General features: G+C 71.5%; 18 protein-coding genes. 11 read left to right on the top strand and 7 right to left on the bottom strand.

The window, feature by feature from the left end:
* Window positions 1-550: 550 nt before the first annotated feature.
* On the bottom strand, window positions 551-3,697 hold the full coding sequence (locus ABZU32_RS00175) for a tetratricopeptide repeat protein (RefSeq protein WP_354915009.1): 3,147 nt from the start codon (window positions 3,695-3,697) through the stop codon (window positions 551-553).
* Window positions 3,698-3,927: 230 nt separating this feature from the next.
* On the opposite strand from ABZU32_RS00175, the gene ABZU32_RS00170 reads away from it, so the two are divergent.
* From ABZU32_RS00170 to ABZU32_RS00160, 3 genes are all read left to right on the top strand, one after another.
* Window positions 3,928-5,430 (top strand): hypothetical protein, encoded by a 1,503-nt coding sequence (locus ABZU32_RS00170; RefSeq protein ID WP_354915006.1) that lies wholly within the window; start codon window positions 3,928-3,930, stop codon window positions 5,428-5,430.
* Between the two features lie 70 nt (window positions 5,431-5,500).
* Window positions 5,501-6,157 (top strand): hypothetical protein, encoded by a 657-nt coding sequence (locus tag ABZU32_RS00165; RefSeq protein WP_354915003.1) that lies wholly within the window; start codon window positions 5,501-5,503, stop codon window positions 6,155-6,157.
* Window positions 6,154-7,257: a carbohydrate kinase family protein gene (locus ABZU32_RS00160; RefSeq protein ID WP_354915000.1), complete on the top strand. Its 1,104-nt coding sequence runs from the start codon at window positions 6,154-6,156 to the stop codon at window positions 7,255-7,257. The genes ABZU32_RS00165 and ABZU32_RS00160 overlap by 4 nt, the downstream gene beginning before the upstream one ends.
* A gap of 64 nt (window positions 7,258-7,321) precedes the next feature.
* Here ABZU32_RS00160 and ABZU32_RS00155 read toward each other — a convergent pair whose 3' ends face one another.
* The 6 genes from ABZU32_RS00155 to ABZU32_RS00130 all read right to left on the bottom strand — a co-directional run bounded on the left by ABZU32_RS00155 (window position 7,322) and on the right by ABZU32_RS00130 (window position 13,497).
* On the bottom strand, window positions 7,322-9,457 hold the full coding sequence (locus ABZU32_RS00155; protein ID WP_354914997.1) for a tetratricopeptide repeat protein: 2,136 nt from the start codon (window positions 9,455-9,457) through the stop codon (window positions 7,322-7,324).
* Window positions 9,458-9,660: 203 nt separating this feature from the next.
* Entirely contained in the window at window positions 9,661-10,515 is an 855-nt protein-coding gene (locus ABZU32_RS00150; protein ID WP_354914994.1) for a hypothetical protein, read from the bottom strand.
* Between the two features lie 185 nt (window positions 10,516-10,700).
* Window positions 10,701-11,003, bottom strand: coding sequence for a hypothetical protein (locus ABZU32_RS00145; protein ID WP_354914991.1), 303 nt, complete (start codon window positions 11,001-11,003; stop codon window positions 10,701-10,703).
* Between the two features lie 196 nt (window positions 11,004-11,199).
* Window positions 11,200-12,144 carry an acyl-ACP desaturase gene (locus tag ABZU32_RS00140; protein WP_354914989.1) on the bottom strand — a complete coding sequence of 315 codons (945 nt, stop codon included), beginning with the start codon at window positions 12,142-12,144 and terminating at the stop codon, window positions 11,200-11,202.
* Window positions 12,145-12,196: 52 nt separating this feature from the next.
* Window positions 12,197-12,610, bottom strand: coding sequence for a VOC family protein (locus ABZU32_RS00135; RefSeq protein ID WP_354914986.1), 414 nt, complete (start codon window positions 12,608-12,610; stop codon window positions 12,197-12,199).
* Window positions 12,607-13,497: a helix-turn-helix transcriptional regulator gene (locus ABZU32_RS00130; protein ID WP_354914983.1), complete on the bottom strand. Its 891-nt coding sequence runs from the start codon at window positions 13,495-13,497 to the stop codon at window positions 12,607-12,609. The genes ABZU32_RS00135 and ABZU32_RS00130 overlap by 4 nt, the downstream gene beginning before the upstream one ends.
* 470 nt (window positions 13,498-13,967) lie before the next feature.
* On the opposite strand from ABZU32_RS00130, the gene ABZU32_RS00125 reads away from it, so the two are divergent.
* The 8 genes from ABZU32_RS00125 (at window position 13,968) to ABZU32_RS00090 (ending at window position 24,108) form a co-directional block, all read left to right on the top strand.
* On the top strand, window positions 13,968-15,737 hold the full coding sequence (locus ABZU32_RS00125) for an ABC transporter substrate-binding protein (RefSeq protein ID WP_354914980.1): 1,770 nt from the start codon (window positions 13,968-13,970) through the stop codon (window positions 15,735-15,737).
* Between the two features lie 70 nt (window positions 15,738-15,807).
* Window positions 15,808-16,803, top strand: coding sequence for an ABC transporter permease (locus ABZU32_RS00120; RefSeq protein WP_354914977.1), 996 nt, complete (start codon window positions 15,808-15,810; stop codon window positions 16,801-16,803).
* 49 nt (window positions 16,804-16,852) lie between these two features.
* On the top strand, window positions 16,853-17,746 hold the full coding sequence (locus tag ABZU32_RS00115) for an ABC transporter permease (protein WP_354914974.1): 894 nt from the start codon (window positions 16,853-16,855) through the stop codon (window positions 17,744-17,746).
* Window positions 17,743-18,690 carry an ABC transporter ATP-binding protein gene (locus tag ABZU32_RS00110; RefSeq protein ID WP_354914971.1) on the top strand — a complete coding sequence of 316 codons (948 nt, stop codon included), beginning with the start codon at window positions 17,743-17,745 and terminating at the stop codon, window positions 18,688-18,690. The genes ABZU32_RS00115 and ABZU32_RS00110 overlap by 4 nt, the downstream gene beginning before the upstream one ends.
* On the top strand, window positions 18,690-19,577 hold the full coding sequence (locus ABZU32_RS00105) for an ATP-binding cassette domain-containing protein (protein WP_354914968.1): 888 nt from the start codon (window positions 18,690-18,692) through the stop codon (window positions 19,575-19,577). Before ABZU32_RS00110 ends, ABZU32_RS00105 begins: the two co-directional genes overlap by 1 nt.
* A gap of 1 nt (window position 19,578) precedes the next feature.
* Window positions 19,579-22,194 carry a glycoside hydrolase family 2 TIM barrel-domain containing protein gene (locus ABZU32_RS00100; RefSeq protein WP_354914965.1) on the top strand — a complete coding sequence of 872 codons (2,616 nt, stop codon included), beginning with the start codon at window positions 19,579-19,581 and terminating at the stop codon, window positions 22,192-22,194.
* Between the two features lie 330 nt (window positions 22,195-22,524).
* Entirely contained in the window at window positions 22,525-23,325 is an 801-nt protein-coding gene (locus ABZU32_RS00095; protein ID WP_354914962.1) for an AfsR/SARP family transcriptional regulator, read from the top strand.
* A gap of 216 nt (window positions 23,326-23,541) precedes the next feature.
* Window positions 23,542-24,108, top strand: a complete 567-nt coding sequence (locus ABZU32_RS00090) for a hypothetical protein (RefSeq protein ID WP_354914959.1) — start codon at window positions 23,542-23,544, stop codon at window positions 24,106-24,108.
* The last annotated feature ends 122 nt before the right edge of the window (window positions 24,109-24,230 follow it).

The raw sequence follows: 24,230 nt of genomic DNA, 5'->3' as shown, positions 1-24,230 counted from the left end.
GGCAGGCCGGCGCGCTAGACGAACGGTCTACTATGAACGTAGGTGTCTTGCCGCGACGTGTCAAGGCGTCCCGAGGCCGGTGCGGTCATGGCCGGAGCACGGTGCGGCGCGGCGGAGACCAGGACGGCGACGTTCGCACCCTTGGGCCAGTGCTCATGCCGTCGCTCGGAGATGTGACGGGTGGCACGGAACGGGGAGGGCGTCGTGCCCCCCGGGTTCCATGCCACCCGGCTGACGCGTTATGCGGCGGGCGTGCCAGGAATCGCCGCCATCACGTGGGTCATCCAGATGAAGGCCGACGAAAGCGCGACCCACTGGAGCACTCGAGCTGGTTTCATTTTCAACCTTTAGACGGTGCACTATTTAAGGCCCAGCAAGATAGTCCTGTCCGGGCCGACTCAAACCTAGTGGTTTGCAGCCCGGTTTGTAAGGTCATCTTGGGATCTACGGGGATGAGAGAGTAAGGCCCGTAGTTGAGGAGCAAAGCGAGGCTAGCAGCAGCTACGCGTGCCAAGTGAAGGGTGCGGAGTTTGGCGTGAAATGTCGGGAGTCAGGGGGCTTGTCGGCCCTGGTCGATGCGCTTCCGGAGGGCGCGGGCCTCGTCCAGGCCGAGACGCTCGTACGATTCCGCCGCTCGCCGCCACAGCCGCTCGGCGCGGGTCAGGTCGCCGAGGTGTTCATGGGTGCTGCCCGTCTGGTGGAGGATCTCGGCCACCTCTCGGGCATCACCGATGGACTGCGCCGTGTCCAGCGCCCTGCCATAGAAGTCGAGCGCGTCGTGATGGCGCCCTGCTCTCTGGGAGGCGTCGCCGAGGCCCCGGAGTGCGCGCGCCTGTTGCTGCCGCTCCAGAAGCTCGGTCGAGATCTGCAGCGCCGTGCGATGATGCGCGAGCGCCTGCTCTACCTGGCCGATGCTCGTATGGCATGAACCGATGCTGTTCAGGGTCTGTGCCACAGAACGCCGGTCGCTCAGATCGCGGTACACGCGCAAGGCCTCCTGGTAGCGGTCCAGCGCCTCGAAGTGCCTGCCGAGGTGCCGTAGGGCGCCGGCCATGTTGTGCGCCAGGATGGCCCTGTCCTTGGGCGCCGTCTCGATCGCCAGGGAGGCGGCCTGCTCGTAGTGGCGCAAGGCGGCCTGGTGGTCACCGAGGCGCGATTTCACCTCGCCGATGTTGTTCAGCACCACCTGGCGGCCCCGGAGGTCGCCGTCCTCCTCGTGCAAGGTGAGGACCTCGCGCAACCGGTCGGCCGCCGTGCGGTAGTCGCCCTTGGCTTCCGCGACGCCCGCGATGTGGTTCAGGCTGACCGCCTGGCTGTAGCGGTCGCCGCCGTCCCGTTTCAGGGCGAGGGCACGCTCGAAGTGGCCCAGCGCCACGTCGAAGTCGGCGCGGTGCCAATGCGCCAGGCCGATCTGGTCGAGGAGCTCCGCGGATCCCTGCCTGTCCTCGCGGCCGGTCTGAATGCGCAAAGCCCGGCTGGCCAGGCGGAGAGACTCATCGAGACGGCCCGTACGGCCGAGCGCCTCGCTGAGATCGGTCATGGCCCGCGCTACGCCACGCTCGTCTCCCAGCCGTCGCCAGGCGTCGATGGCGTTCCGGTGGATGGCCACGGCCTCATCCCAGTGACCCCAGGAGTACAGGTAGCCGCTCAGCACGTGGGCGTACATGGCGGCGTGGCGGGGGTGGCCGTGGTCGGCGGCGTAGCGGGTCAGGCGGAGGAGGTCGTCCAGCTCGGTGGTCAGCCACCGCCTGGCCTGGTCGGCGGTCGCGATGTCCGGGAAGGTGCGCGGGGGCGCCTCCAGGTCGACGGGGATGCGGGTGCGGTGCTGGTACAGCAGGCGGTCCGCGCGGTCGGCCAGGAAGAGGTGGTGGTCCAGGACACGCCGGACCGCCCCGGCGCGCACGTCCGGTGGCTCCTGCGCCGCCAGGGACACCGCGTAGTCGCGGATGAGCTCGTGCAGGCGGTGGCGGCCGGGGCGCGGTTCGGCCAGCAGGTGGTATTCGAGCAGGTCCTCCAGGAATCGCTCCGCGTCGGCGAGCGGGCATTCCAGCAGCACCGCCGCGCAGTGGGCGGTGATCTCGGTCCCCGGATGGAAGCCGAGACGGGTGAAGCCCCGCCGCTGGAACTCGCTCAGCCCCTCGTAGGACAGCCGGAACGCCGCGGTGATCTCCCGGTTCTCGGCCCTGATCTCGGCCAGCCGCCGGCCTTCCCTGCTCAGCCGGTCGGCCAGGTCGGCGACCGTCCAGGCGGGGTGGTGGCGCAGTCTGCTGCCGACCATCTGGATCGCCAGCGGCAGGTGGCCGCACAGGCGGGTCACGGCGGCGACGCTCTCGGGTTCGGCGGGACGGTGGGAGCCTGCGGCGCGGCGGAAGAGTTCGGCGGCGTCCTCGGGCGGCAGGACGTCCAAGGACAGCGGCTCGACGCCCTCCAGGCCGGACAGCCGGCGACGGCTGGTGACGATGACCAGGCACCCGGGCTCGCCGGGCAGCAGGGGACGGACCTGCTGGTGTCCCGTGGCGTCGTCCAGGACGACGAGGATCCGGCGCCCGGCCAGTTCCTTGCGCCATTTCGCGGCCCGTGCGTCCAGGTCCTCGGGGATGTCGCCCGGCACGCCGAGGTGCCGCAGGAGGCGGTCGAGGGCGGCGGCGGGGTCCAGTGGCTGGTGGCGGGCGCTGTGGCCGTGCAGGTCGAGGTAGACCCGCCCGTCGGGATACCTGGCGGCCAGGCGGTGCGCCAGGTGGACCGCGAACGTGGTCTTGCCGACGCCCGGCATGCCGTCGACGGCCAGCACGGGTACCGCCGTCCCGCCGAGCACGCGCTCGGAGGTCAGGGACGCCAGTTCGGCCGCTCGTCCCGTGAAGGTGCGCAGGTCGCGCGGCAGGTCGTTGGGCGGGGCGTGTTCCTGGGCGCGCCCGGCACGAGACCGTACGGCGAGCGCGGGATCGTGGCGGAGGATGCGCTGGTGCAGGTCGCGTAAGCCCGCCGCCGGTTCGGCGGCGAGCTGGTCGTGGAGCCGTTCGCGTGCCTGCCGGTAGGCCGACAGCGCGTCGGCCTGACGGCCGCTCGCGTACAGCGCGCGCATGAGAAGCCCGACGAGCGTCTCGTCCAGCGGGAAGCGGGTCACCAGGTCCGACAGCTCCGGGATGAGCCGGGAATGGTCCCCCCGGCCGAGTTCCAGCGTGATCCGCTCGACGGTGCCGCCGATCATCTCCTCCTCGAGGTGCCTGCGGGTGTTGTCCGCCCAGCTCCCCTGCAGGCCCGCCAGCGGTTCCCCGCGCCACAGGCTCTGCGCGTCGCGGTACAGCCGCAGGGCCTCCTCGATATCCCCCGTTTCCGCCGACGCCCGAGCTTGGGTCCGCAGTCTGAGGAACCGGTGGTAATCAATGTTTTCGGCGTCCGTTTCCAATATGTATGATCCGGAAACGCGATGAAGGCGGGCGCCGCCGGTCGTGCCGTCCGCGGCGGCGCCGATTTCCCGCAACCGCTTCTTCAACCGCGAGACGCTGCTCTGTAAATGTGCCGCCGCCTTCGGCGGCGGGTCGCCGTCCCACAGCTTCGCGATGAGCGAGCGGATCGGGACCGGACGCCCTGGGGTCAGCATAAGGGCCGCCATGACCAGCCGTTCCTTGGCCCAGCCGAGATCGTGGCGCCGCTCTCGGACGCACAGCTCCACCGGGCCGAGAATGCGAAATTCCATTCGAGTCCCTTCTCGGGACACCGCCCCTCCGTCCGGATTAATATCACCCCCGAGCCGATCGATCCAGTGATGCGCCGCGATCGGTAAAAGTGTCTCTTGCCGGGAAGTGACTCCGCCTGTAAAACGCAGGGCCGCCGCAAGGATTTCCGCAGGGCCCGTCACCGAATCTGTGGCCGAGGGCGAGGGGCCTCGCCCGATTCCGGTGGCCGGCGAGGGGGAGACGCGAACCGATGTCTGGTCAGCAATGGCGGCGGGTTCCGATCGGGCTCGACGCCGACAGGTGGGTGACCCGTCCGAACTGCAAGGCGGTCCTCGCGGTCGTGCACACGGTGACCTCGGGGCAGCGGCTACTCGAGGCCGTGCGGCTCATCGAGCCGGACCTGCGAGTTCAGGTGGTGTACACGACGGCGCCCGACGTGTTCGGCGACGGGGCGGCCGAGTTCCTCGACGGCTTGGGCGCGCTGCGCGTCCCGTGGGAGCAGGCGACCCGCCAGCGGTTCGACCTCGCGCTCGCCGCGAGCCTGGGGGCGATCCACGAACTCCACGCCCCGCTGGTCGTCATGCCGCACGGCGCGGGCTTCACCAAGCGGGTACGCGGCCGCCCCGGCCTGCGCGCCATCGGCGGCGGCACCGTCTCGTGCGCGACGGGCGGACCCGCGGCCGATGGCGGGTCCGTCGTGTACGGGGTCGACGGATCGGCCGCCGACGGCGGGTCCGTCGTCTACGGGGGTGAAGCGCCCGCGGCTCATGGCGGGTCCGTCGTGTACGGGCTGGACCGCCAGCGTCTGATGTACGACGGCGCCGTCGTCCCGGCCGCGATCGTCCTGCCGCACGAGGCCGACCTCGGGACGCTGGGCCGTTCCTGCCCGGAGGCGGTCCCCGCGGCCACCGTGGTCGGCGACCCGTCGTTCGACCGGCTGAGAGCCAGCCTGCCGCATCGTGACGCCTACCGCCGGGCCCTTGCCGTCGGCCCGGGCCACACCCTCGTCGTGGTCACCTCGACCTGGGGGACGGCGTCCCTGTTCGGGCGCAGGTCCGAGCTGCTGTCCCGGCTGGCCGCCGAACTGCCGTCCTGCCGGTTCCGTGTCGTGGGGCTCCTGCACCCGAACGTCTGGTACGGGCACGGAAGCCGGCAGGTGCGCACCTGGCTCGCTGACGGCCTGCGGCAGGGACTCGGGCTGGTGCCGCCCGACGCGGACTGGCGCGGGGTGATCGCCGCGGCGGACGTGATCATCGGCGACCACGGGTCGGCGACGGCGTACGGGACCGTCGCGGGCGTCCCGGTGCTGCTCGCGGAGTTCTCCGACGCCGGCATCGACCCGGCCTCCCCGGCCGGCGAACTGGCCGCCGTCGCGCCCCGGCTGTCCCTGGACCGGCCGCTACACGGGCAACTGGCGGCGGCGGTGGAGGAGACGCGCGGCGGCCGGTACGACGGCGTGGTCGCGCGCATCACCTCCGAGCCCGGGCACTTCGACCGCAACATGCGCCGGCTGATGTACCGGCTGCTGGACCTGCGGCAGCCCGCGGCCATCACCGCGCCGTCGCCGGCGGCGGTGCCGTACCTCCTGGGCAGGTGGCCCTGGCAGGTCCGTGACCCGTGGGAGGGCCGCTCGCCCGGCGACCGGCCCTCCGGGTGCGCGCACTGCGCGGATCGTCCCGGTGGCATCGGCGCCCGGCCCGTCGAGGCGGACCCCGCGACGCGCTGGTGGACGCGCGGCCGGCGGCGTGCCTAGCCCGCGGGCACCTCACCTTCACCGGACGCGAGCGGTGGGGGCGGTCATTCGTCAGTCCAGGGAGGCGTTCGTGCTGGAGAAGCTGGTCGGTGTCCATCTGTTCCGGCTGCAGGAGGCGTTCCGGATGAGTCGTGCGTGCCCGGCCCCGGTGGCGGAGCCACGGGCGCCGGCGGTGCTGGTGCTCCCGCGCGAGGGCCCGCTTCGCGACCCCCATCTGATGCTGTTCACCGGCTCGCGGAGCTTACGCGCGATGCCGCGGGGCACGCTCGTCACCGAGGGAGTCCATGTCGTCGTCCACCTCGACGACGGTGCGGGAGAAGGCTGGAACAACGTCGCCGACGTGGTGGTGGGGGCGAGGCGGCGGGTGGGTCCGTTCGCCGCGCACCGGGTGACGCGCATCCTCGACCGGTACCCGGGGTGCGAGGTCGCGACCGGCCGGCGGCGACGCGGCTGCCTCGCCGGCCTGCGGGACGGGCGGCTGGTCGGGATCACCGAGGCGGCCGGTCAGGCGTCGGACGGCGCCGCTCCCGGGCCCGCCGTCTACGGATCGTTCCTGTACGGATGGCTGGTCGCCGGCCTGCCGCTGAGCTGCCTGACCACGGCCTCGGTGGTGCACGGCCGGTACGCCGGGTCGCGGGCCGGGGAGCCGGGTTCGCTGGAGGTCGCGGGCCGGGCCCAGATCACGCTCACCGCCGCCGCTTCCGCGTACGCGCGGAGGGCGAGGTGACGGCCAGGGCGAGGGACGCGGCGGGGGACGCGGCGGGGGACGCGGTGGCGCGGCGGCGCACGCGGGCCGAACCGGCGGACGAGGCCGCGCCGCGGAGCGGCACGGCCGGGCCGCGAGGTGAACAGGCGCCGCGGCGCATCGTGGTCGCGGGCGCGGTGAGCTTCTATCTGTCGGTCGGGGTGCCGGAGTTCCCGCTGGCCTACGCCTCCAAGTGCACGCCCCGATGGACGGCCGCCGGGGTCTCCGGCGCGGCCGGCCACATCGCCCAGGTCCTGCGCGCGCTGGGGGAGGACGTCCGCCTCTGCACGGTCGTCGGCTGCGACGCCGCCGGCGTCGGGATACGCGCGGAACTGGACCGGCGTGGACTGCTCGGCCCCGGCGTGGTGGACGGCGAGGAGTCGTCCATGGGAGTCGCCCTGGTGGCGCCGGACGGCAGCCGCATGGGCCTGCCGCACCTCGCGCCGGTGAACGACGTGCGCTATCCCTTCGCGCAGGTGCGAGCGGCGGCGGGTGAGGCCGATCTGCTCGTCCTGACCAACGCCAAGTTCGTCCGCCCGCTGGTCGGCCGGGCGGCCCGCCTCGGCGTGCCCATCGCGGTGGACGCGCACCTCATCACGGACCTGGCCGATGAGTACAACCGGCCCTGGCTCCAGGCCGCCGACATCGTGTTCTGCAGCCACGAGCGACTTCCCTGCCCGCCCGAGACCTGGCTGCGGCGCCTCTTCGGACGTTACCCGGGGTGCCGGCTCGCGTGCGTGGGCCTCGGGGCGCGGGGGGCGGTGCTGGGCACCCGCGACGGGCGACTGTTCCGGGTCGAGGCGGTCGTGCCGGGGGAGGTGGTCAACACCTCGGGGGCGGGCGACGCGCTGTTCGCGGCGTTCCTGCGCGTCTGGCTGCGCACGCGCGACCCGTCACGCGCCCTGCGGACGGCCGTGGCGTACGCGGGCTGGAAGATCGGCCATCGGCTGCCGGTCGCGGCCGGTCTGACCGGCGCCGAACTGGCGGAACTGGCACGGGCGCACGCACCCCGCGCCACGACCGGGCGCTGGGACGACGGGCGCCGGGACGATGGGCGCTGGGACGATGGGCGCTGGGACTGATCCGCCGGGGCCGCGCGGACCGGCCTTGGCCGAGGTGCGGTCCGGACGGCGGAGCGCGGTCCGGTCACCCGGCCGGGTCCGGTGCTGTGCCGGTGCGTTCGGCGACCTGCCGGGCCTCTTCCCGGTAGCGGCGCGCGTCGTCGGTCCGTCCCTCCGCGAGCGCGAGGTCGCCCAGGGCCCGCAGCGCCTGGAGCTCACCGGTGGCCGAGCCGATGTCGCGCATGAGGCGCAGACCTCGGGTCAGCAGACGGGCCGCGGCGCCTCCGTCCGCGGCCTCGGCGCGCCCCAGCAGGATGAGCGCACGCGCCTCGTTGTGCGGGTCGGCCTGGGCCGTCAGCAGGTGCAGGGCCTCGGTCAGCGGCGCGACCGCCTCCGCCGCCCGTCCCTCGATGATCAGCGTCTGGCCGATGTCGCACAGCGTGAGAGCCGCCTTGCGGGACTCGTCCAGCGAGCGGTGGCGTTCCAGGGCCTCGCCGAACAAGGTGAGGGCCCGGTCGAGGTGACCCAGGTCCCGCTCCACCAGCCCGAGCCGCCGCAGGCCGCCCGCGACGCGCTGCGCGTCGCCGAGCCGCCGCCAGATGCGCAGCGCTTCGCGGAAGTCCTCGGCCGCCTCCTCCAGCCGGCCGAGGTCGCGCAGCGCCAGCCCCGTGCGGTTGAGCATCTTCGCCTCGGCGTGGACGTCGGAGCAGGCCCGGGCCGCCTCCAGCCCGAGCCGGTCCACCGCGAGCCGCTCGGCGTGGTGGCCCCGGTAGAGGAACAACGGCCAGATCGCGTCGACCATCCGCCACGCCGTCTGGAACGCTCCCAGCTCGAAGGCCGCGCGCGCGGCGGCCCGCACGTTGGCGAACTCGTTCTCCAGCCAGTCCAGGGCCTCGTCGCGGCCGGTGAAGGCCAGGGGCTCCGCCGGCGGGTAGGCCGGCTCCGGCGCGGACAGGCGCCGGTACGGCAGGACGGCGCCGCTCGCGGCGAAGGTGGCGTGCAGGAACCAGTCCAGCGCCCGCCGAACGGTCTCCTCGCGCACGGCCGGGACGTCGACCTCCTCGGCCGTCTCCCGCGCGTGGAGCAAGGTCAGGTCGTGGAACCGGTAGTGCCCGCCGGGGACGTCGTCCAGCAGGTTCGCGTCCACCAGCACCCCGAGCAGGTGGCGGGTGCGCGCACGCGGGAGCCCCACCGTGGCGGCGGCGGCCCGGCTGTCGAACGTCGGGCCGGGGAACAGCCCCAGCAGCCGGTAGACGCGGGCGGCCTCCGGCGGGCTGAGGCCGCGGTAGGACAGCGTCAAGGTGGCCCGGATCGTGATGTCCTCCTCCACCGACAGCGCGTTCAGGCGCCGCCTCTCGTGGCGCAGCGCGTCCGCCATCTCGGCCAGATCCCAGCCCGGCCGGGCCGCGAGCCGCGCCCCCGCCACGCACAGCGCGAGCGGGAAACCCGAGCACAGCTCGGCCAGCTCGCGGACCGCGTCCGGCTCCCGTGCGGCGCGGTCCTCGCCGAGGGTCCGCCGCAGCAGGTCCAGCGCCCCCTCGGCGCTGAGGCGCTCGAGCCGGATGCCACGGCCGCCGCGCATCAGCAGCCCGGCCAGCCGCCACCTGCTGGTGACGACGGCCATGCCCGCCGCCGAGGCGGGCAACAGTGGACCGACCTGGGCGGCGGAGAGCACGTCGTCCAGGACGACGACGATGCGGCGTCCGCTGACGAGGGACTGGTAGAGCGCCGCACGTTCGGCGGCGTCGGCCGGGATGCGTTCGGGGGAGATGCCGAACGCCCGGATGAACCGGCCGAGCACCTCCGCCGGCTCGACAGGCTCGCCCGCCGCGTGCCCGCGCAGGTCGGCGTACAGCTGGCCGTCGGGGAACGCCTGACGCTCGCGGTGCGCCCAGTGCAGCGCCACGGCCGTCTTCCCGATGCCCGCCGGGCCACTGAGCACGGCGACCCTGGGCGACCCGGCCGCCTGGTCGTCCATGCGGACCGAGTCGAGAGCGGCCAGCGACTCCTCCCGGTCGACCAGAATGCCGGCCGGGGGGAGCTGGAAGGGCGGGGGAAGCGGCTCGAACCCGTGGTGGACCCGGATGCCGCCGTGGATCTCGCGGGCCTGGACGAGCGGACCCGTGAGCGACCCGCTGACGTCGTTGACGTGACCGTCACGCACCTCGTCGTCGCCGGGACCGCCGTTCATGACGCCGCCGGCATCCAGAAGACCCGGCATAACGGGGATTTCGGTAAATCGGCTGAAAAAATGGAGCACCGTGATGACCGGTGAGAACTCCGAAGCCAGCGGATGACCGTCTCCCTGTCGGCACGAAACCGGACTTCCATGCTTGCTCGCGCCCGAACACCCCGTCAAGGCCGATCGCACGATCGGTCTCGAGGGACAGCGGCGACGGACGTCCCGCGGCCGCCGCGTCGGCCCTACCCGGAGCGCCGCGCCGCGGAGGCGTCCAGGAGCTGGGCGACGGTGCGGCGGGGCACGTCCTGCTGGGCATCGGCACGGAGCGGCGTCCCCTCGCGGAAGCGGTGGAGCACCTCCATGCGCACACGGTCGGCGTCGCCGCGCACGGCGCGCAGGAGAAGGGCGTTCTTGTCCTGCTCCGGCAGCCCTTCGAGCCACGCGGTCAGCGGGTCGTCCCGGCCGGACGGCGGCTCGGGGCTCGCCGTCGCGGCGGTCGCGAGCAGGTCGGCGTCCAGGCGCAGGAAGTCGGCCAGGGCCCGCTGGGCCGGGGTGAGCGAGGCCATGCCCGGGGGGACGGGGGGTTCCTGCTCGTCCTCCATCTCCTCGTCGAAGGCGTCCTCGTCGCGCTCCCAGGCGCCGATGGCGGCCAGCCAGGCCAGGTACAGCGGCCGCAGGTCGCCGGAGGCGAGTTCGGCGCGGAGGCCGGCCATGGCCGGGAGCAGGCGGTCGGGGGCCTCGATCGGGTCGGCGTCCTCGTCCTCGCTCCGGAAGTCGAGGATGAGGTGCTCACCCGCGACCCACGCCTCGACCCGCTCGTCGAGGAGGTAGGGCTCCACGGCGTCGATGCCGAGCAGCTTGCCGGGGATGCGCAGCATCACCTGGGCGGCGCCCCAGTCGGCGACGTACACGTGGGCGTCGTAGTACCGCTCCATCATCAGCGCCGGGTCTCCGCCGAACTCTCCGGAGGTGTCGTCGTCGGCGAAGGTCGTCGAGGTGACCCGGGCATCGGGGGAGATGGAATGCACCTCCGCTCGCTCGTCGTCGGTCAGCGGGCGGTCGATCGCCACGAACTCGTAGTACTGGTACTCGCTCACGGATCAGTCGCTCCAGTGCCGCTAGGCGTCCATCGGAAAACCGTCGGTCGCCGACAATAGCGTCGGCCGCCGACAATAGCGGGGAGCGGCCTCGCCTCCATGGCCGGTCCGCCGCGGTCGCGGCCGTGGAGGCGGGCGTCGACCGGCGCGCGCGTGCCCGGCGCGGCCACCGGCTCGTCGGGGGCCTACCCCCGCGGGGTGTAGCCCGGACCGGAGGGATACGGGTGCCCGGGGTGCCAGTGGTGGTGACCGTAGGGATGCCCGTGGTGCCAGTGGTGGTGGCCGTGGTGCCAGTGGTGGACACCCTGCGGCTGGCCGTAGTAGCACCCGTTGGCGTACCGGCCGTAGGGAGCCTGGGGGCACGGGTGGGCCGGGGAGCCGGCCGCCGCGGTCATGGCGTCCGCGCCGGCGGACTGGGCGAGGGCGGCGGCCGGAACGGCGAGGCCGAACGCCGCCAGCGAGGCGGCGGCGAGAGCGGTCTTGAGCATCGGAGACCTCCGTGTCAGGTGATCGAGCCCGGCGTGGTGCCTGGACTCACGGAGCGCCGAACCGGCTGCGCAAGGGTCGCCGGAACGACGTCCACTCCTGATCACGCTAGTCACGGAACCGCGGACGATCACGTCGCGCGGGCAAAGGCCAGGACCGGGATCGTCGGTGATTCGACCGGCCGACGCCCTCATACGGCTACTCGGGGCTCGTCGCGGTGGCGGCGAGGCGGGCACGGCGGGAGTCGCGGCGGTCGGTGAAGCGGGTGGCGGAGACCTCCAGGCGGCCGAGGAACTCCGACAGCTCCTCACGGGCCTTCTCGCCCTCCGGGGACAGGCCGGTGAGATCGAAGACCGACCACTGGCGCAACACGGGCAGCAGGACGTCGTCCAGATGCAGGCGCAGGTCGTAGATGCCCGCGTTGGCGATGGTCATGGCCTTGCGGGTGAAGCCCTCGATGCCGGCGCCGGGCATCTGGAAGGTGGTCACCACGTCGGTGACCGCGCGCATCGTCTGGCTCGGGGCCAGCTCGAACGCCGCGCCGAGCAGGTTGCGGTAGAAGAGCATGTGCAGGTTCTCGTCCGCGGCGATGCGGGAGAGCAGGCGCTCGCAGTCCGGGTCCAGCGAGACCTTGCCGGTGTTGCGGTGGGACACGCGGGTCGCCAGCTCCTGGAAGGAGACGTAGGCCAGCGAGTGCAGCACGCCCTCGTAGGAGTTGGCGAACCCCTCGCCCATGTGCACCATGCGGGCGCGTTCGAGGGCGACCGGGTCGACGGCCCGGGTGACCGTCAGGTAGTCGCGGATGGCGACGCCGTGCCGGCCCTCCTCGGCGGTCCACCGGTGCACCCACGTGCCCCAGGCCGCGTCCCGGCCGAACGTGGTGGCGATCTCGTGGTGGTAGCTCGGCAGGTTGTCCTCGGTCAGCAGGTTGACGACCAGGGAGACCCGGGCCTCCTCCGGGATGGCCGAGTGGGTGTCGGCCCAGGCCTCGCCCCCGAAGATGCCGTCGTAGTCGCGGCCCCTGGACCAGGGGATGTACTCGTGGGGGAACCACTCCTTGGCCACCTTGAGGTGCCGGTCCAGCTCGCCGGCGACCACCGGCTCCAGCTCGAACAGCAACTCGGTGTCAGTGAACTCGCGCACAGGACGTTCCCCCCCGTTTGGCTTACCGGACCGTAACTTACGCTAGCGTAAGTTACGAGCCTTTGCGCGGTTCGCCGCGGTAGGTGCCGAAAGACCACAGGTTGCCCTCGGGGTCGCGAACGGCGAAGTCGCGGGAGCCGTAGTCGGTGTCGCGGGGCGCGTAGAGCGTCTCGGCCCCCGCCGCCGTGGCCCGGGCGTACAGCGCGTCGAGCTCGTCGGTCACGACGTACGCGCCGAAGGTGCCCGGCGGCAGCCACCAGGGGTTGTCCTCGCCGCGCTCGCGGTCGGAGCCCAGCATGACGCCGCCGCCGAGCGGCCAGTCGAGCTGGGCGTGGTCGACGCGTTCGCCGTCGCCGTACACGACGGTCTCCTCGAAGCCGAACGCCTCGACGAGGAAGGCGATGAGCCGCCGGGCGTCACGGGCGCGCAGCGTGGGCCATACCTGGGGAGGTGGTGTCTGGGTCATGCCGTCGAGTCTGGCGCGGGAGCCGCGCCGGAGGCTTGGACGAATCGGAACTCCTCCGCCAGCCACCTGCTCGGCGGACATCCCGCCAGCTCCCGGAACTCCCGGGCCAGATGCGCCTGGTCGTAGTACCCGTACTCGACCGCCACCTCCGCCAGCCCGGCGAGACCCGCCCCCGCCCTGTCCGGACCTTGTGCCGAGCCGGCCGAGCCCCGCGCCGCACCCATCCGCTGGAGTTGGCGGCGCGCCCGGTCGAAGCGGATGACCCGGGCGGCGGCCTTGGGACCGAGCCCGGTCTCCGTGGCGAACCGGGCGGACAGGTGGCGGGCGCTCCAGCCGACCTCCCGCGCCAGCTCGGCGACCGTCATCGCCCCGCCGGTGGACATCAGCAGCCGGAAGGCCCGTGCGACCTCGGCCGGGACGTCGCGCCCGAGGTCGGCCCGGCGCAGCAGCAGCTCGTCCAGGATCGCGAAACGCCGCTCCCAGCTCGGCGCGGCGTTCAGGCGCTCGTGCAACTCGTGGGCCGCGTGGCCGAGGACCATGGCGGCGTCCACGTCCAGGTTGCGCAGCGCGCCCGCGGGCAGGCCGAACAGGGCGCGCGCGCCGAGCGGGCTCAGCGCGACCTGAACGCCGGCCTGCCTGACCCCATTGGCGATCAGGGCGGGCGTGGTGTGCAGGCCGCCGACCAGCGTCTCGTACCGGCCCGGCGACTGGGCGGGGTCGGGATGGGCCTCGACGACCAGCGGCTCGTCCAGGGTCACGATGAGCGTCAGATACGGGGACGGCAGCCCCCGATGACGGCCCGGCGTCCCGTCGAGCTCCCGGTAGCCGTGGTAGTGGCCGATCAGGGGGCGCAACGCGGGAGCGGGCCTGCCCTCCACCATCTCCATGACCGCCTCCTCCCGCCGCCCCCGACCACCGTACGCAGGACGGACGCCGTGCGCACCCGCGACGCCCTCTCCACTGCCGGTGAACAAGGTGCGGAACACCGTCGACCACCACGCCCCGGATACGGCGGTGCGCACCTCGAATCCCCCGCCGGCCGCGATCTCCGCCGTTCCGATGGCGCGCACGGTTTCGAACGCGTCACGAGTATTGACAGAACGGACATCCGGAATTTACGTTCGGGCCTACTTATCCGGTTCAGTATGGCGGCTCGGCCGGCCGCACAGCGCCTGGTCAGGGGCGCGTGTGCGGGTGAGGCAGGAATCCTGGCCGGTCACGGAAACATCGAGCGCATCTCCGCCGGCCCGGTCTGGGAGCGCTCCCACAGCCAGTGGGGTTCGCCTCACGGGCCGATTCCATCGGGGCTTGGCGAACCGCGGACCTCCGCCGGACGTGCGGAGGAAGGAGAGATGTGATGCGAAACCGGTTACGGACCCTGCTCCCGATCCTGGCGACGGCGGGTGTGCTGGCCGCCGCCGGGTGCACCGGCGGAGGCTCCCCTTCCGCCTCCCAGAGCTCCCAGGCGGGCGGCGCCCCGGCGACCGGCGCCGCCGCCGACCCCAACTCGCTTCCGCGCAACGAAACCCTGTACACCAGCGGCGTGCAGTGGGGACCGCCGGCGAACTACAACCCGATCCGCGAGTGGGACCACGCCGCCGGCACCAAGGGCCTGGTCTACGAGACCCTGTTCCACTTCGACACCACCACCCTCAAGCTCACCCCCTGGCTGGCCGAGAGCGGCTCCTGGACCGACGACACGACCTACACGCTGAAGCTCCGCCCGGGCGTCAAGTGGTCCGACGGCACGCCGTTCACCGCCAAGGACGTCGCGTTCACCTACGAACTCGGCAAGATGGAGACCAGCCCGTACCACCAGTTGTGGGAGTGGCTGAAGAAGGCCGAGGCGGTCGACGACCAGACGGTGAAGTTCACTTTCTCCACCGCCAACTACCAGGAGTGGGACTTCAACCTCTACGGCCGCGCCATCGTCCCCCAGCACATCTGGAGCAAGCTCTCGGAGGAGGACGTGCTGAACGGTGTGAACGACGACGCCGTCGGCACCGGCGCCTACAAGTTCCTCAGCAAGGACCAGGACCGCGTCGTGCTCCAGCGCCGTGACGACTGGTGGGGCAAGACGGCGCTGAAGATGGAGCCCAAGCCCAAGTACATCGTCGACATCGTCAACGGCAGCAACGAGGTCGCGATGGGCCTGCTGCTGCAGAAGGGCCTGGACCTCAGCAACAACTTCCTGCCCGGTATCGCCAACCTCGTGCAGGGCGGCAAGTTCGGCATCACCACCTATTACAACGAGCCGCCGTACATGCTGTCGGCCAACACCGCCTGGCTGGTGCCCAACACCAAGAAGAAGCCGATGGACGATCCGGCGTTCCGCAGGGCGCTGGCCGCCTCGATCGACACCAAGAAGATCGTGGAAGGCGTCTACGGCAACCTGGTCAAGGCCTCCGATCCGACCGGGCTGCTGCCGCAGTGGGACCAGTACATCGACAAGACCCTGACCGGCGGCGCGGGCTTCTCCTTCGACAAGGCCAAGGCCAAGAAGCTGCTCGCCGACGCCGGCTACAAGGACGGCGACGGCGACGGGTTCGTGGAGAACAAGGACGGCTCCAAGATCAGCCTGAGCCTCATCGTGCCGTCCGGCTGGACGGACTGGATGGAGGCGTCCCGGTCGATCGCCGGTAGCGCCAAGGACGCCGGAATCAACATCACCCCGGACTTCCCCGACTTCAACGCCCTGGTGGAAAAGCGCGGCAAGGGCGATTTCGACCTGGTCATCAACAACGAGCGGCAACTGTCCAACAGTCCGTTCACCTACTACCAGTACGTGTTCCAGCTGCCGGTGAACAAGGTGCAGAACACCGTCAACTTCGGCCGCTACGAGAACAAGAAGGCCTGGGATCTGGTGCAGAAGCTCGACCAGGTCAAGACCGACGACGTCGAGGGCATGAAGTCGATCCTGTCGGAGATCGAGAAGATCCACCTGGACGAACTTCCGGCCATTCCGCTCTGGTACAACGGCCTGTGGTCGCAGACCAGCACGGCCGTGTGGAAGAACTGGCCCTCCTCGGCCCAGGGTGCGCCGAAGACCCCGGCCGTCACCTGGCGCAACTGGTGGGAGCTCGGCGGCTTCGAGACGCTGACCCAGCTCCAGCCCGCGGGCTCCTGACCTCGCAAGCCGCCGCCCCTCCCCCTCCCGCCCGCGCGCGAGGGGGAGGGGCCTGCCCGGGAGGCATCTCGTGCGTCGTTACTTCGGCCGGAAACTACTGATCTACGGGCTGACGTTCGTCGTCGCCGTCACGGTCAACTGGATGATCCCGCGTTTCATGCCCGGCGACCCGGTCGCGAGCATGCTGGCCCGGGCCAACGTGTCCCAGCCGCAGGCCGTGGAGGCCATGCGCGCGTACTACTCCAGCTTGTTCGGGTTCGACCAGCCGCTGTGGCGGCAGTACCTGAACTTCTGGGGCGCCCTGTTCCGCGGCGACTTCGGCACCAGCATCTGGGTGTTCCCCACGCCGGTCGGCACCGTCATCATGGGAGCCGTGCCCTACACCCTGGGCCTGATGATCCCCTCGGTGCTGCTCAGCTACTTCGTCGGCAACCGCGTCGGCGCGTACGCGGCCCGGCGCAAGCTGCTGGACAACACCGTGCTGCCGATCGGCTACGTGCTGACCGCCACCCCGTACATGTGGCTGGCCGTGCTGCTGGCCTGGGGGCTCGGCGTCGTCGCCGGCCTCTTCCCGGTCGCCGGGGGCTACAGCTTCTCCATCCGGCCGAACTGGTCGCTGGACTTCCTGCTCGACCTGCTGCACCACTGGGTGCTGCCGTTCTTCTCGCTCTTCCTGGTCGCACTCGGAGGCTGGGCCATCGGGATGCGCAACATGATCATTTACGAGCTGGAGTCGGACTACTCCACCTACCTGTCCGCGCTCGGCGCGCCGCAGCGGCTGATCCGCAAGTACGCGTTCCGCAACGCCGTCCTCCCGCAGATCACCGGGCTGGCGCTCCAGCTCGGCGTGCTGGTGGCCGGCGCGCTGGTCACCGAGATCGTGTTCTCCTATCCGGGCCTCGGCAGCCTCATCCTCAAGGCGATCCAGAACCAGGACTTCTTCCTGCTGCAGGGCATCTTCCTGTTCATCGTGCTCGGCGTGCTGGTCGCCAACTTCGTCATCGACATCGTCTACGTGCTGGTCGACCCACGGACGCGCACGGGAATGGCGGGTGCGTCGGCATGACCGGACCACGCGAGACGCGGACACCTACGGGAACGGCGGGTGCGTCGGCATGACCGCTCTGCAGGAGATCTCCACCCGCAGGACGCCCGCCTCGGGCAGCGCCCGCCGCGAGGCGCTGTACTTCGCCCTGCGCAACCCCAAACTGATCGTCGGCGTCTCCGTCGTGCTGGTGTTCCTGCTGGCCGGCATCGTCGGCCCGCTGCTGGTGAGCGGCGCGCCCAACGAGTACGTCGGCCGGCCGATGGACCCGCCGTCCGCGCAGTACTGGTTCGGCACCACGACCTTCGGCCAGGACGTCTTCGCCCAGTTCGTCCACGGCCTGCGCACGACCTTCCTGGTCGGCGTCCTCGGCGGCGGGGTGGCGGCGATCGTCGGCATGGTGGTCGGCTTCGTGGCCGGCTACCGCGGCGGGATGGTCGACGAGGTGCTCAACATGATCACCAACATCATCCTGGTGCTGCCCGCGCTGGCCGTGCTGCTGATCGTCAACGCCTACCTGGGCATCCGCAGCGTCGGCGCCCAGGCGCTGTTCATCGGCCTGACCTCCTGGCCCTGGGCGGCCCGCGCCATCCGCGCGCAGACCTTCTCGCTGCGCGGCCGGGACTTCGTCGACCTCGCCCGGCTGAGCGGCGCGAACACCTGGAAGATCATCACCAGGGAGATCGGGCCGAACATGAGCTCCTACCTTCTGCTGACCTTCATCCTGCTGTTCGGCAACTCCATCCTGATCGCCTCCTCGCTCGACTTCATCGGCCTCGGGCCGACCGAGGGCGTCTCGCTGGGCCTGATGTTGCAGAACGCCGGCCAGTGGAGCGCCATGCAACTCGGCCTGTGGTGGTGGTTCGTCCCGCCCGGCGCCGCCATCACCGCCATCGTCGGCGCGTTGTACGTTGCCAACGTGGGCCTCGACGAGGTCTTCAACCCGAAACTGAGGCGGACATGAGCCTGCGCGTCAGCGACCTGAGGGTGCACTACACGACGCTGAAGGGCGACGTGCGGGCGCTCGACGGGGTCTCCTTCGAGGTGGGGGACGGCGAGATCCTGGGCGTCGCGGGGGAGTCGGGCTGCGGCAAGACGACCCTCGGCAAGAGCCTCATCCGGCTGGACGGCCGGATGCGCCACATCGGCGGCGAGGTCGAGCTGGACGGCGAGAAGCTGCCCATCGGCGACGACCGGCGGATGAACCCGTTCCGCTTCCACAAGGTCTCGCTCGTCCCGCAGTACTCGATGAGCGCGATGAACCCGACCCGCAAGATCGGGAAGATGGTCGGCGAGCTGCTCAGGTCGCGCGGCGTCGCGCTCGACCAGGCCAAGCTGGAGGGCCGCCTGGAGCTGGTGGGCCTGTCGCGCGAGGTGTTGCGCCGCTACCCGATCGAGCTGTCCGGCGGCATGAAGCAGCGGATGGTGATGGTCATCTCGACGCTGCTGGACCCCTCGCTGCTGATCGCCGACGAGATCACCTCCGCCCTCGACGTCTCGACGCAGAAGGCGGTGGCCACCGCGCTGGCCGGCTTCCGCGACGGCGGGGTGGTGAAGAGCATGGTGTTCATCACCCACGACATCTCGCTCACCTACCAGATCGCCGACACGATCATGGTGATGTACGCCGGGAAGCTCGCGGAGAAGGCGCCGGCCAAGACGATCGTCGAGTCGCCCCGGCACCCCTACACCAAGCTGCTGATCGACTCGCTGCCCGAGGTGGGCGTCCGGCACACCGAGCGGCGGCTGACCGGCATCCCGGGCGGCCCGCCCTCCCTGCTCGACCCGCTGGCCGGGTGCCGGTTCCGCGACCGGTGCCCGCTCGCCTTCGACCGGTGCGTCCAGGAGCCGCCGGCGCGCGAGGTCGAGCCCGGCCACGTCGTCGCGTGCTGGAAGGCGGACGCCTGATGCTGGAACTGGACAACGTGACCAAGGTGTTCAAGGTCGGCGCGTTCGGCGGCACGACGCTGACCGCCGTCGACCGGGTCACCTTCGAGGTCCGCCAGGGCGAGGTGGTGTCGCTGATCGGGCAGAGCGGCAGCGGCAAGAGCACACTGGGCCGCATGATCCTCGGCCTGACCCCGGTCACCGGCGGGACGATCACCTTCGACGGCGCCCCGGTCAAGCCCGGCAAGGCGTACTACCGCAACGTGCAGGGCGTCTTCCAGGACCCGTTCAGCACGTTCAACCCCGTCTTCAAGGCCGACCGGGTCTTCGCCATGATCCGCGAGGCGTACTTCCCCGGCGTGCCCGACGCCGACTGGACCGACCGCCTGGACGCCGCGCTGCGGGACGTGCGGCTCGACCCCGGCCAGGTGCTCGGCAGGTTCCCCCACCAGCTCAGCGGCGGCCAGTTGCAGCGCCTGCTCATCGCCCGCGCCCTGCTGCTGGACATCCGGCTGCTGGTGGCCGACGAGATCACCAGCATGCTGGACGCCTCCACCCGCATCGACGTGCTCAACGTGCTCGCCGACCTCAAGGAGCGCGGCCTCGGCGTGCTCTACATCACCCACGACCTGTCCCTCGGCCACTATCTGGCCGAGCGGACCGTCGTGCTGCGGCACGGCGAGGTGGTGGAGACCGGCCCGACCGAGGCCGTCTTCACCCGCCCGCTGCACCCCTACACCCGTCAGCTGCTGTCGGCGGTGCCGCGGCTGCACGCCCCGTGGGAGGATGCCGAGCCGGTCGAGGCCTGCCTCTATCACAAGCACGGCGCCTCCGGGCGGTTGTACGCCGCCGGGGAGGACCACCTCGTCGCCTGCGCCAGGCTGGGCGACTGCCCTAAGGAGAGCTAGTTTGAGCGCCTATCGTGCACTGCACGACGGCTGGACCCTCACCGCCGCCGACGCGGACGTCCCGATCTCGGGCGTGCCGGGCAACGGTGTCCCGAACTCGGACGAGCTGGGCGCCGGTGGCCCCGTCTCGGGCCTGCCGGGCACGGGTGTCCCGATCTCCGGGGTGCCGGCCGCGGTTCCCGGGTGCGTGCACACCGACCTGCTCGCGGCAGGGCTGATCGAGGACCCCTACCTCGACGACAACGAGACCCGGCTGTCGTGGATCGGCCGCACCGAATGGGTGTACGAGACCTCCTTCGCCTGGGCCCCGGACGAGCACGAGCGCACCGACCTGGTCTGCGCCGGCCTGGACACGGTGGCCACGGTCGTGCTCAACGGCGTCGAGGTGGGCCGCACCGCCAACCAGCACCGGTCCTACCGCTTCCCGGTGCGCCACCTGCTGCGCGAGGGGGACAACACCCTCAGCGTGCGCTTCGCCTCCGCCTACGCCTACGCCGAGGCGCAGAGGGCGGCCCTCGGCGACCGGCCCGGCGCCTACGACGAGCCCTACCAGTTCATCCGCAAGATGGCCTGCAACTTCGGCTGGGACTGGGGGCCGACGGTGGTCACCGCCGGCATCTGGCGGCCGATCGGCCTGTCGAGCTGGTCGGGCGCCCGGCTGGCCGAGGTGCGTCCGCTGGTCACCACCGACGGCTGCACCGGCCACGTCGAGGTCCGCGTACGGGCCGAGCGCACCACCGAGGAGCCGTACGAGATCACCGCCGAGGTGGCCGGAATCCAGGCTCGGGCGCTTCTGGCCCCGGGCGCCCGGGAGGCGGTGCTGCGGCTGGAGGTGCCCGACCCCGAGCTGTGGTGGCCGCGCGGCCACGGCGGCCAGACCAGGTACGACCTCACCGTCAGCATGGGTGAAGAGCGGTGGCACCGGCGCATCGGCTTCCGCTCGGTCGAGTTGGACCGCGACGCGTTCGCCATCTCGGTGAACGGCCGGCCGGTGTTCGTCCGAGGCGTCAACTGGATCCCCGACGACTGCTTCCCCGCCCGCGTCACCCGCGACCGCCTGGCCGCCCGCCTCGGCCAGGCCGTCGAGATGAACGTCAACCTGCTGCGCGTCTGGGGCGGCGGCCTGTACGAGAGCGAGGACTTCTACGACCTCGCCGACTCCCTCGGCCTGCTGGTGTGGCAGGACTTCCCGTTCGCCTGCGCCGCCTACCCGGAGGAGGAGCCGTTCCGGTCCGAGGTGGCGGCCGAGGCGCGCGAGAACGTCTCCCGGCTCGCCCCGCACCCGAGCCTCGTGCTGTGGTGCGGCAACAACGAGAACCTGGAAGGCCACGCCGACTGGGGGTGGCGCGACCGGCTCAGCGGCCGCAGCTGGGGCGCCGGCTTCTACCACGACCTGCTGCCCTCGATCGTCGCCGAACTGGACCCGACCCGCCCGTACTGGCCCGGCAGCCCGTACTCCGGCGCCCCGGACCTGCCGCCCAACGACCCCGCACATGGCACGATCCACATCTGGGACGTCTGGAACCGCGAGGACTACACCCGGTACGCCGAGTACCGGCCCCGGTTCGCCGCCGAGTTCGGCTTCCAGGGCCCGCCGGCCTACGCGACGCTGCGCCGCGCGGTCAGCGGCGAACTGTCGGCCGACGCCCCGCTGGTCCTGCACCACCAGAAGGCCATAGACGGCAACACCAAACTCCTGCGCGGCCTCGCCGACCACCTGCCCCGCCCGCGGGCCTTCGCCGACGGACACCACCTGACCAACCCCGAGGATGCCGACGGCGGAACGCACGCGCCCCGGCCGGAGGGTGCCGACAACGGCCCATACGTGCCCCGGCCGGAGGGTGCCGAGGAGTGGCACTACCTGACCCGGCCGGAGAGGTTCGACGACTGGCACTACCTGACCCAGGTCAACCAGGCCCGCGCCGTCGCCTTCGGCATCGGCTGGTTCCGCACGCTGGCACCGTACTGTTCCGGCACCATCATGTGGCAGCTCAACGACTGCTGGCCGGTCACCTCCTGGTCGGCCGTCGACGGCGACGCCCGGCGCAAGCCCCTCTGGTACGCCCTGCGCCGCGTCTACGCCGACCGCATCCTGGAGATCCGGGACGGCGCCGTCGTGGCGGTCAACGACTCAGACGCGCCCTGGCGCGGCGACCTGTCGGTGATCCGGTACGCGCTCGGGGGTGAGCCGCTGGCCAAGGAGACCTTCCAGGTGGCCGCCGAGCCCCGCTCGGTGGTCAGAGTAGAGCTGCCCCGCCCCCTGGCCACACCCGGCGACCCGGCCGCCGAGGTGCTCGCCGCCCGCCTGGACGACCGGCGGACGCTCGCGTTCTTCGCCGAGGACGCGGCCGTCGCCTTCCCCGCGGCCGACTTCGACGCCCGCGCCGAACCGGCCCCCGGCGGCTACCGGGTCACCGTGACCGCACGGACGATCGTCCGCGAGCTGGCCCTGTTCCCCGACCGCCTCGACCCGGCCGCCGAGGTCGACGACATGCTCCTCACCCTCCTCCCCGGCGAAACGGCGACCTTCCACGTCACCACCACGCGCGCCCTCGACCCTGCCGCCCTGACCACCCCGCCCGTCCTGCGCTGCCTGAACGAGCCCGCCGCAGGGTGAGACGCCGGAGTCCCGTGCGACACATCGCGGCCTCCCACGCCTGCCATCACACCGGGAGGCCGCCGCACGTGAATACTCCGTTGACCTAGACCGCGGTCTAGCACCTAGCGTTCGCGGCATGGCAAGCCACTGGATCACCAGCGCGGCCGGCCCTCCGCCGGCGTAGAGGGCAGCGAGATGGGCCAGGTCCGTCTCGCCGGGCCCGGCTCTCCATGGTGCTCCCGAGCCCGCGACCAGGACGCCGGCGTTCGGGGGCTTCACCGGCCCGTTCTCGAAGGGGGCCTCATGGTCACGGGGACGTGCTTCGGACACGGACGAGAGAGGGAGATCATGCATCACGGGGGTTGGTACTTCCGATTACTGGGTCCGGTCGAGGTGTGGGACGACGACGGCCCGATCACTCTGCGCCGACGCGCCCAACGCTGCCTGCTGGGCCTGTTGCTGCTGGAAACGGGGCGGGTCGTGCCGGTGGACCGGCTGCTGGAACTGCTCTGGGACGGCGAGCCGCCGGACCAGGCCCGGGGGAGCCTGCACAGTCACGTCGCCAGGCTCCGGGGGACGCTCGATCCCGACCGGGCCGGCTCCCGGGGGTTCCGGCTGCTGCGCCGGGGTGACGGATACCTGGCCGAGACCCACTTCAACGCGGTGGACGTCCATCGATTCCATGACCTGGTGGGACGGTCCCGTCGTGCGGCGGGCCCCAAAGAGCGGTCTCGGCTGCTGAGGGGCGCGCTGTCGTACTGGCGTGGGCCGTTGCTCGCCGATGCCGCTACGGACCGGCTGCGGGACCGGGTGGGCACCGGCCTTGAGGAGCTTCGGTTGTCGGCGACCGAGTCGTGGGTCGACGCCGAACTGGAGTGCGGCCGGCATCGCGAGCTCCTCCCGGAGCTCGCCGACCTGGTGCGGCGCCATCCTTTCAGGGAGGCACTGATCCGGGCGTACCTGCTCGCGTTGTACCGCGACGGCCGTCAGCCGGACGCGCTGGCGGCGTACCGGACGGCCCGCCGGCGGTTCGGGCGGGAACTGGGCCTCGATCCGACGAGAGAACTCCAGGACCTGCACGACCGGATGATCCGCGGGGACGACTCCCTCCACCTCGCGCCTTCACGCTCTCACGCTCTGGGCGCCTGATCCCGCTCGCGGCGAGCCGCCGGGATGAGCAGCGGTCGTGGCAAGTCCGCGTCAAGCCGTGGTCGTCATCCTGTCCAGGACAGCGGTCACCGTTCAGGCGCCGAGCGGTGCTCACGACATCGCATCAGTGGCCTTGGTCAGGCAACGGGATTCGCGAAACTCTCGCGCGCACTTCTCCCCCGCCGAGCGATACAGCCACAGATACAGAGGAGAGACATGTCCAGATCAAAAATCATGGCCGGACTGCTGGCCGGCATCGTCACCGTGATCGTGGCCGCCACCGGCCCGAGCCAGGCGATGGCCGACTCCAGCACCGACATCGGCCCTGGTCCGACGGTGATCGGCCCCGGTCCCACTACGGCGCGGGCGGACTCGTCGGCCGATCTCCCCGCGCCTCCCGCGCATCGAGTGCGCATCGAGCTCACCAACTCGGGAGGAGCGACGAGCGAGCAGGGGGGCGCCCCCAAGGCAGGAATCGCATCCCTCGCCGGTGGCGCCTATGGCAGCCCCAAGTATCGCTCCAGCTACTACGACGGCTCGAACGGCGCCGCGTTCTTGTGGCGGGCGCCCGGTTGTGGCTGGTGGAACTTCGGCAGCACGAGCCAGTTCAACCCTGTGATCAACGATCGTCTCACGTCTGTCGACAACAACAGTGCGAGCTACCTTGACCTGTACAACTGGACCGGTACCTGGACCTACATGGGCACCATATTTCCCTGGACGGCGGGCAATCTCCCCTCCGCCTACAACAACATCGTCGACGCGGTAGACATCAGCTGCTGAGCGGCTCGCGCAACAAGGCATAGTGATCGGTTGGCAACATGATCCCGGCCGCCATCTGGCGGCCGGGATCCACTGCGGTCAGAGTCGTGCCGATTGAGACCGACCACATCCGGCCATCTCGG

Origin of the sequence: Sphaerisporangium sp. NPDC005288 (genome assembly GCF_040607475.1) — a bacterium.
Classification (GTDB): domain Bacteria; phylum Actinomycetota; class Actinomycetes; order Streptosporangiales; family Streptosporangiaceae; genus Sphaerisporangium; species Sphaerisporangium rhizosphaerae.
Note: the sequence above shows the minus strand (reverse complement) of the source record. Positions and strands in the feature narration are given on the sequence as shown.